Raw genomic sequence first — 6209 nt, 5'->3', positions numbered from 1 at the left:
TGGTGATGCCGGGCGACAACGTGACGGTTGACGTCGAGCTGATCGTTCCGATCGCGATGGAAGAAAAGCTGCGCTTCGCCATCCGCGAAGGCGGCCGCACCGTCGGCGCCGGCATCGTCGCTTCGATCGTCGAGTAAGTCTCAAGGCCTCAGGCCGCTGAAATAGGAAGGGCAGGGGCCAACCCTGCCCCTCCGGTCTTTGATAATTTAGCGGACTGGCCTTTCGGCATTGTGTTTTCGTGTGCGTTCCGTTATGGGAACCGCCAGAATCAAGAAACGCGCATTTCCCTGAGAATCGCGCGAAAACGAACTAAGGAAAAGTCGTATGAACGGCCAGAACATCCGCATCCGCCTCAAGGCGTTTGACCACCGGATCCTTGATGCCTCCACGCGTGAAATCGTGTCGACGGCAAAGCGCACCGGCGCCAGCGTCCGCGGTCCCGTTCCGCTCCCGACCCGTATTGAAAAGTTCACGGTCAACCGCTCGCCCCACGTCGACAAGAAGAGCCGTGAACAGTTCGAGATGCGCACCCACAAGCGCCTGCTCGACATCGTAGATCCGACGCCGCAGACGGTCGATGCTCTCATGAAGCTCGACCTTGCGGCCGGTGTAGACGTAGAGATCAAACTCTAAGTCCGGCGCAAGCCGAAATAACAAGGAAGGTACGTGGCGCTAAGCCGACGTCTTCTGAAAACGGGAAACCCGACGGCCTTCGAGCCCGAGTGGAATCCTTAAACCAAGAGGCATGACGGGACGTCACGATCCCGCCAGGACTTCTAAGAGGATTGAACCATGCGTTCAGGTGTGATTGCACAGAAAGTAGGGATGACTCGCGTCTATAACGACGCAGGTGAGCACATCCCGGTAACAGTACTGCGACTGGACAACGTCCAGGTCGTTGCCCAGCGTACGCAGGAAAAGAACGGCTACACGGCTGTTCAGCTCGGCGCCGGCTCTTCCAAGGTGAAGAACACGGCAAAGGCGCTGCGCGGCCAGTTTTCCGCCGCAAGCGTGGAGCCGAAGGCCAAGCTCGTCGAGTTCCGCGTTTCGGAAGACAACCTGATCGACATCGGCGCGGAACTGACCGCCAGCCACTTCGTCGCCGGCCAGCTCGTCGACGTCACCGGCACCACGATCGGTAAGGGCTTCGCCGGTGCCATGAAGCGCCACAACTTCGGTGGTCTTCGTGCAACGCACGGCGTTTCCGTTTCGCACCGTTCGCACGGTTCGACGGGTAACAACCAGGATCCGGGCAAGGTCTGGAAGGGCAAGCGCATGGCTGGTCACATGGGCCAGACGCGCGTCACCACCCAGAACCTCGAAGTCGTCTCCACCGACGAAGAGCGCGGTCTCATCCTCGTCAAGGGCGCAGTCCCGGGCTCCAAGGGCGCCTGGATCGTCGTTCGTGACGCCGTCAAGTCCGGCACCCCGTCCGACGCTCCGCGTCCGGCCGCCGTGCGCGCCGCAGCCAAGTAAGGGAGCCTGATCATGGATCTCAAAGTCACGACCCTCGAAGGGAAGGACGCCGGCAAGGTCTCCCTCTCCGACGCGATCTTCGGCCTCGAGCCGCGCGAAGACATCATTGCCCGCGTCGTCCGCTGGCAGCTCGCCAAGAAGCAGCAGGGCACGCACCAGTCGCTGACCCGCGGCGAAGTCGCTCGCACCGGCTCCAAGATGTACAAGCAGAAGGGTACGGGCCGCGCTCGTCACCATTCGGCGCGCGCTCCGCAGTTCCGCGGCGGTGCCAAGGCTCACGGCCCGGTATCCCGCAGCCACGCCCACGACCTGCCCAAGCAGGTTCGCGCGCTCGGCCTGCGTCACGCCCTCTCGGCCAAGATCAAGGCTGACGACGTCATCATCATCGACGACCTCGTCGCCTCGGAAGCAAAGACGAAGGCCCTGGCCGGCGCATTCGCTTCGCTCGGCCTCACCAACGCCCTCTTCATCGGCGGCGCGGAACTTGACGGCAACTTCAAGCTCGCAGCGCGCAACATCCCGAACGTGGATGTCCTGCCGATCCAGGGCATCAATGTTTACGACATCCTGCGCCGCGGCAAGCTCGTGCTCTCCAAGGCTGCTGTAGAAGCCCTCGAGGAGCGGTTCAAATGACGGATCTTCGCCACTACGATGTGATCGTATCTCCTTCGATCACCGAAAAGTCGACGCTGGTATCCGAAAACAACCAGATCGTCTTCAACGTTGCCAAGCGCGCTTCCAAGCCTGAGATCAAGGCTGCCGTCGAAGCACTCTTCGGCGTCAAGGTCACGGCTGTGAACACGCTCGTCCGCAAGGGCAAGGTAAAGCGTTTCCGCGGCTTCGCCGGCCGGCAGGGAGATGTCAAGAAGGCTATCGTCACGCTCGCTGACGGTCAGTCCATCGACGTCTCCACCGGGCTCTAATCGGGCACTCGGCTAAAAGGGAAACAAGAAAATGGCATTGAAACACTTCAATCCGACCACTCCGAGCCAGCGCCAGCTGGTCATCGTCGACCGGTCGGGCCTTTACAAGGGCAAGCCCGTCAAGGCTCTGACCGAAGGCCTCTCCAAGAGCGGCGGCCGTAACAACCTCGGCCGCATCACCGCCCGCTTCATCGGCGGCGGTCACAAGCGCACCTACCGTATCATCGACTTCAAGCGTCGCAAGTTCGACGTCGAGGGCACGGTCGAGCGCCTGGAATACGACCCGAACCGCACCGCTTTCATCGCGCTGGTGAACTATGCCGACGGCGAGCAGGCCTACATCCTGGCCCCGCAGCGCCTGGCTGCCGGCGACAAGGTCGTCGCGTCCGACAAGGCCGTTGACGTCAAGCCCGGCAACACCATGCCGCTGCAGTACATCCCGGTCGGCTCGATCGTTCACAACGTCGAGATGAAGCCGGGCAAGGGCGGCCAGATCGCCCGTTCGGCCGGCACGTTCGTCCAGCTCGTCGGTCGCGACCAGGGCATGGCGATCCTTCGCCTGAACTCGGGCGAACAGCGCCTGGTTCACTCGTCCTGCCTCGCAACGATCGGCGCCGTCTCCAACGCGGATCACGGCAACATCAACGACGGCAAGGCCGGTCGCACGCGCTGGCGCGGCAAGACCCCGCACAACCGCGGCGTCGTCATGAACCCGGTCGACCACCCGCACGGCGGTGGTGAAGGCCGCACCTCCGGTGGCCGCCATCCGGTGTCGCCGTGGGGCAAGCCCACCAAGGGCAAGCGTACCCGCTCGAACAAGTCGACCGACAAGTTCATCATGCGCTCGCGCCACTTGAAGAAGAAGTAAGAGAGGTAGTCAGGAATGGCTCGTTCAGTATGGAAAGGCCCGTTTGTTGACGGCTATCTTCTCAAGAAGGCTGAGAAGGTTCGTGAAGGCGGTCGCAGCGAAGTAATCAAGATCTGGAGCCGTCGCTCCACGATCCTGCCGCAGTTCGTAGGTCTCACCTTCGGCGTCTACAACGGCAGCAAGCACATCCCGGTGGCCGTCAACGAAGACATGGTCGGCCACAAGTTTGGTGAATTCGCTCCGACCCGGACCTATTACGGTCACGGCGCGGACAAGAAGGCGAAGAGGAAGTAACGATGGGTAAGGCTAAAGCCGAACGTCGGCTGAAGGATAACGAGGCGCAGGCCATCGCGCGCACGATCCGCGTCAGCCCCCAGAAGCTCAACCTTCTTGCTGCGCTCATCCGCGGCAAGAAGGTGGACCGCGCTCTCGCCGAGCTCGAGTTCTCGCGCAAGCGCAGCGCCGAGACCGTCAAGAAGACGCTCGAGTCCGCGATCGCCAACGCAGAAAACAACCACGACCTCGACGTCGATAGTCTGATCGTCGCTGAGGCCTATGTCGGCAAGTCGATCGTCATGAAGCGCTTCGCCGCTCGTGGCCGCGGCCGTGCATCGCGGATCGAGAAGCCTTTCTCGCATCTGACGATCGTCGTCCGTGAAGTCGAAGCCAAAGGGGAGGCCGCATAATGGGCCAGAAGATTAATCCGATCGGTTTCCGCCTCGGCATCAACCGTACCTGGGACAGCCGCTGGTTCGCCGACAACGCCGAATACGGCCAGCTGCTCCACGAAGACCTGAAGATCCGCAAGTTCGTCATGGACGAACTGAAGCAGGCCGGTATCGCCAAGGTCGTCATCGAGCGCCCGCACAAGAAGTGCCGCGTCACGATCCACTCGGCTCGCCCGGGTCTGATCATCGGCAAGAAGGGTGCGGACATCGAGAAGCTTCGCAAGAAGCTTGCCGAGATGACGAATTCGGAAACGCACCTCAACATCGTCGAAGTGCGCAAGCCCGAAGTCGACGCGACCCTCGTCGCCCAGTCGATCGCCCAGCAGCTCGAGCGCCGCGTGGCTTTCCGCCGTGCGATGAAGCGTGCTGTCCAGTCGGCTATGCGTCTCGGCGCCGAAGGCATCAAGATCACCTGCGCCGGCCGTCTCGGCGGCGCGGAAATCGCCCGTACGGAATGGTACCGCGAAGGTCGCGTTCCGCTTCACACGCTGCGTGCGGACATCGACTACGGTACGGCCGAAGCCGAAACCGCATTCGGCATCTGCGGCATCAAGGTCTGGATCTTCAAGGGCGAAATCCTTGAGCACGATCCGATGGCCTCTGAACGTCGCGCCAGCGAAAGTGACAGCCAGGGTCCCGCAAGCCGTGAACGCGGCGACCGCGGCGACCGTCGTCGTGAAAACGCGTAACAGTCGCGTTTGGCAGCCAATATCGGAGAAGTAAAAAAATGTTGCAGCCAAAGCGTACCAAGTACCGCAAGCAGTTCAAGGGCCGCATCAAGGGTGTCGCCAAGGGCGGCTCCGACCTCGCTTTCGGCGAGTTCGGCTTGAAGGCTCAGGAACCGAATCGCGTGAACGCTCGCGAGATCGAAGCGGCCCGCCGCGCGATCACCCGTTACATGAAGCGTGCCGGCCGTGTGTGGATCCGCGTGTTCCCCGACGTGCCCGTCACCGCAAAGCCCACGGAAGTCCGTATGGGTAAGGGTAAGGGTTCGGTCGAATACTGGGCGGCCAAGGTCAAGCCCGGCCGTATGATGTTCGAGATCGACGGTGTTTCCGAGGAAATCGCGCGTGAAGCGCTTCGCCTCGGCTCGGCCAAGCTCTCGGTCAAGACGCGCTTCGTACAGCGCATTGCAGAGTAAGGAGCGAGCGCCATGAAAGCCGCAGACGTCAAGGCGCTGAGCGCCGACCAGCTCAACGACGAGCTTGCCAAGCTGAAGAAGGAGCAGTTCAACCTGCGCTTCCAGAAGGCCACCGGCCAGCTTGAGAAGACCTCGCGCATCAACGAAGTCCGCAAGGACATCGCGCGCGTCAAGACCATCGCCCGCCAGAAGGCGGCAGAAGCCAAGGCTTAAAGGAAGAAAAATATGCCGAAACGCATTCTGCAGGGCACCGTAGTCAGCGACAAGAACGACAAGACCGTTGTCGTTCGCGTCGAGCGCCGTTTTGCCCACCCGCTGCTTCAGAAGACCGTTCGCCGGTCCAAGAAGTACAAGGCGCATGACGAGAACAACCAGTACAAGATCGGCGATGTCGTATCCATCGAGGAATGCGCGCCGATTTCCAAGGACAAGCGCTGGACCGTCGTGTCGGCCCACGCCTAAAAACATCGGATTTGGCGTCAGGCCCTTGCGTCTGGCGCCAAAATCTGTATGAAGCAGCGCAAGGACGCTCGGAATCGCGAGCGTTCTTTTGCTTTGAGCGCAGGGAAGGTCCAGTGGGCAACCAACGTGGAAACCACCTTGGCAACACACCACCCCGCGCGAAAACATGAATTTTCATAAGCTGGAACAGGGGGCTGACACCCAACCGGTCCGGTAAAACAAGAAGGCGACCTGACATGATTCAGATGCAGACTAACCTCGACGTCGCGGATAATTCCGGCGCACGTCGTGTCATGTGCATCAAGGTGCTGGGCGGCTCCAAGCGCAAGTACGCTTCTGTCGGCGACATCATCGTCGTCTCGATCAAGGAAGCGATCCCGCGCGGCCGCGTGAAGAAGGGTGACGTGATGAAGGCGGTCGTCGTGCGCACCGCCAAGGACATCCGTCGCGCCGACGGCAGCGTCATTCGTTTTGACAACAACGCAGCCGTCCTGATCGACAACAAGAAAGAGCCCATCGGCACCCGTATCTTCGGACCGGTTCCGCGCGAACTCCGCGCCAAGAACCACATGAAGATCATCTCGCTGGCTCCCGAAGTGCTGTAAGGAGCG

General features: G+C 61.3%; 12 protein-coding genes and 1 pseudogene. All 13 read left to right on the top strand.

Annotation, left to right across the window (positions count from 1 at the left end; translation table 11 throughout):
• Positions 1 to 137, top strand: a pseudogene (gene tuf, locus L0976_RS19320) (elongation factor Tu); the annotation flags it as partial.
• Between the two features lie 187 nt (positions 138 to 324).
• Complete coding sequence (gene rpsJ / locus L0976_RS19315) at positions 325 to 633, top strand: 30S ribosomal protein S10 (RefSeq protein ID WP_003507767.1); 309 nt, start codon at positions 325 to 327, stop codon at positions 631 to 633.
• A 159-nt stretch (positions 634 to 792) separates the two neighbouring features.
• A complete protein-coding gene (gene rplC, locus L0976_RS19310) occupies positions 793 to 1476 on the top strand; it encodes a 50S ribosomal protein L3 (protein WP_203318702.1) in 684 nt (227 codons plus the stop codon).
• A gap of 12 nt (positions 1477 to 1488) precedes the next feature.
• On the top strand, positions 1489 to 2109 hold the full coding sequence (gene rplD, locus L0976_RS19305; RefSeq protein WP_203318703.1) for a 50S ribosomal protein L4: 621 nt from the start codon (positions 1489 to 1491) through the stop codon (positions 2107 to 2109).
• A complete protein-coding gene (locus L0976_RS19300) occupies positions 2106 to 2399 on the top strand; it encodes a 50S ribosomal protein L23 (protein WP_117372286.1) in 294 nt (97 codons plus the stop codon). The genes rplD and L0976_RS19300 overlap by 4 nt, the downstream gene beginning before the upstream one ends.
• A gap of 31 nt (positions 2400 to 2430) precedes the next feature.
• On the top strand, positions 2431 to 3267 hold the full coding sequence (gene rplB / locus L0976_RS19295; protein WP_203318704.1) for a 50S ribosomal protein L2: 837 nt from the start codon (positions 2431 to 2433) through the stop codon (positions 3265 to 3267).
• Positions 3268 to 3282: 15 nt separating this feature from the next.
• Positions 3283 to 3561: a 30S ribosomal protein S19 gene (gene rpsS, locus L0976_RS19290; RefSeq protein ID WP_023517272.1), complete on the top strand. Its 279-nt coding sequence runs from the start codon at positions 3283 to 3285 to the stop codon at positions 3559 to 3561.
• Positions 3562 to 3563: 2 nt separating this feature from the next.
• The gene (gene rplV, locus L0976_RS19285; protein ID WP_023514179.1) at positions 3564 to 3953 is read left to right on the top strand and encodes a 50S ribosomal protein L22; all 390 of its coding nucleotides are present in this window, start codon (positions 3564 to 3566) and stop codon (positions 3951 to 3953) included.
• Positions 3953 to 4684 (top strand): 30S ribosomal protein S3, encoded by a 732-nt coding sequence (gene rpsC, locus L0976_RS19280; RefSeq protein WP_203318705.1) that lies wholly within the window; start codon positions 3953 to 3955, stop codon positions 4682 to 4684. The genes rplV and rpsC overlap by 1 nt, the downstream gene beginning before the upstream one ends.
• Before the next feature lie 38 nt (positions 4685 to 4722).
• The gene (gene rplP, locus L0976_RS19275; protein WP_117372290.1) at positions 4723 to 5136 is read left to right on the top strand and encodes a 50S ribosomal protein L16; all 414 of its coding nucleotides are present in this window, start codon (positions 4723 to 4725) and stop codon (positions 5134 to 5136) included.
• Between the two features lie 12 nt (positions 5137 to 5148).
• Positions 5149 to 5349 (top strand): 50S ribosomal protein L29, encoded by a 201-nt coding sequence (gene rpmC, locus L0976_RS19270; protein WP_117372291.1) that lies wholly within the window; start codon positions 5149 to 5151, stop codon positions 5347 to 5349.
• 12 nt (positions 5350 to 5361) lie between these two features.
• Positions 5362 to 5598 carry a 30S ribosomal protein S17 gene (rpsQ, locus tag L0976_RS19265; RefSeq protein ID WP_203318706.1) on the top strand — a complete coding sequence of 79 codons (237 nt, stop codon included), beginning with the start codon at positions 5362 to 5364 and terminating at the stop codon, positions 5596 to 5598.
• A gap of 236 nt (positions 5599 to 5834) precedes the next feature.
• Positions 5835 to 6203, top strand: a complete 369-nt coding sequence (rplN, locus tag L0976_RS19260; RefSeq protein ID WP_003495199.1) for a 50S ribosomal protein L14 — start codon at positions 5835 to 5837, stop codon at positions 6201 to 6203.
• The last annotated feature ends 6 nt before the right edge of the window (positions 6204 to 6209 follow it).

Source organism: Shinella sp. NM-101, from assembly GCF_021401195.1.
In the GTDB taxonomy this organism is placed as follows: domain Bacteria; phylum Pseudomonadota; class Alphaproteobacteria; order Rhizobiales; family Rhizobiaceae; genus Shinella.
Note: the sequence above shows the minus strand (reverse complement) of the source record. Positions and strands in the feature narration are given on the sequence as shown.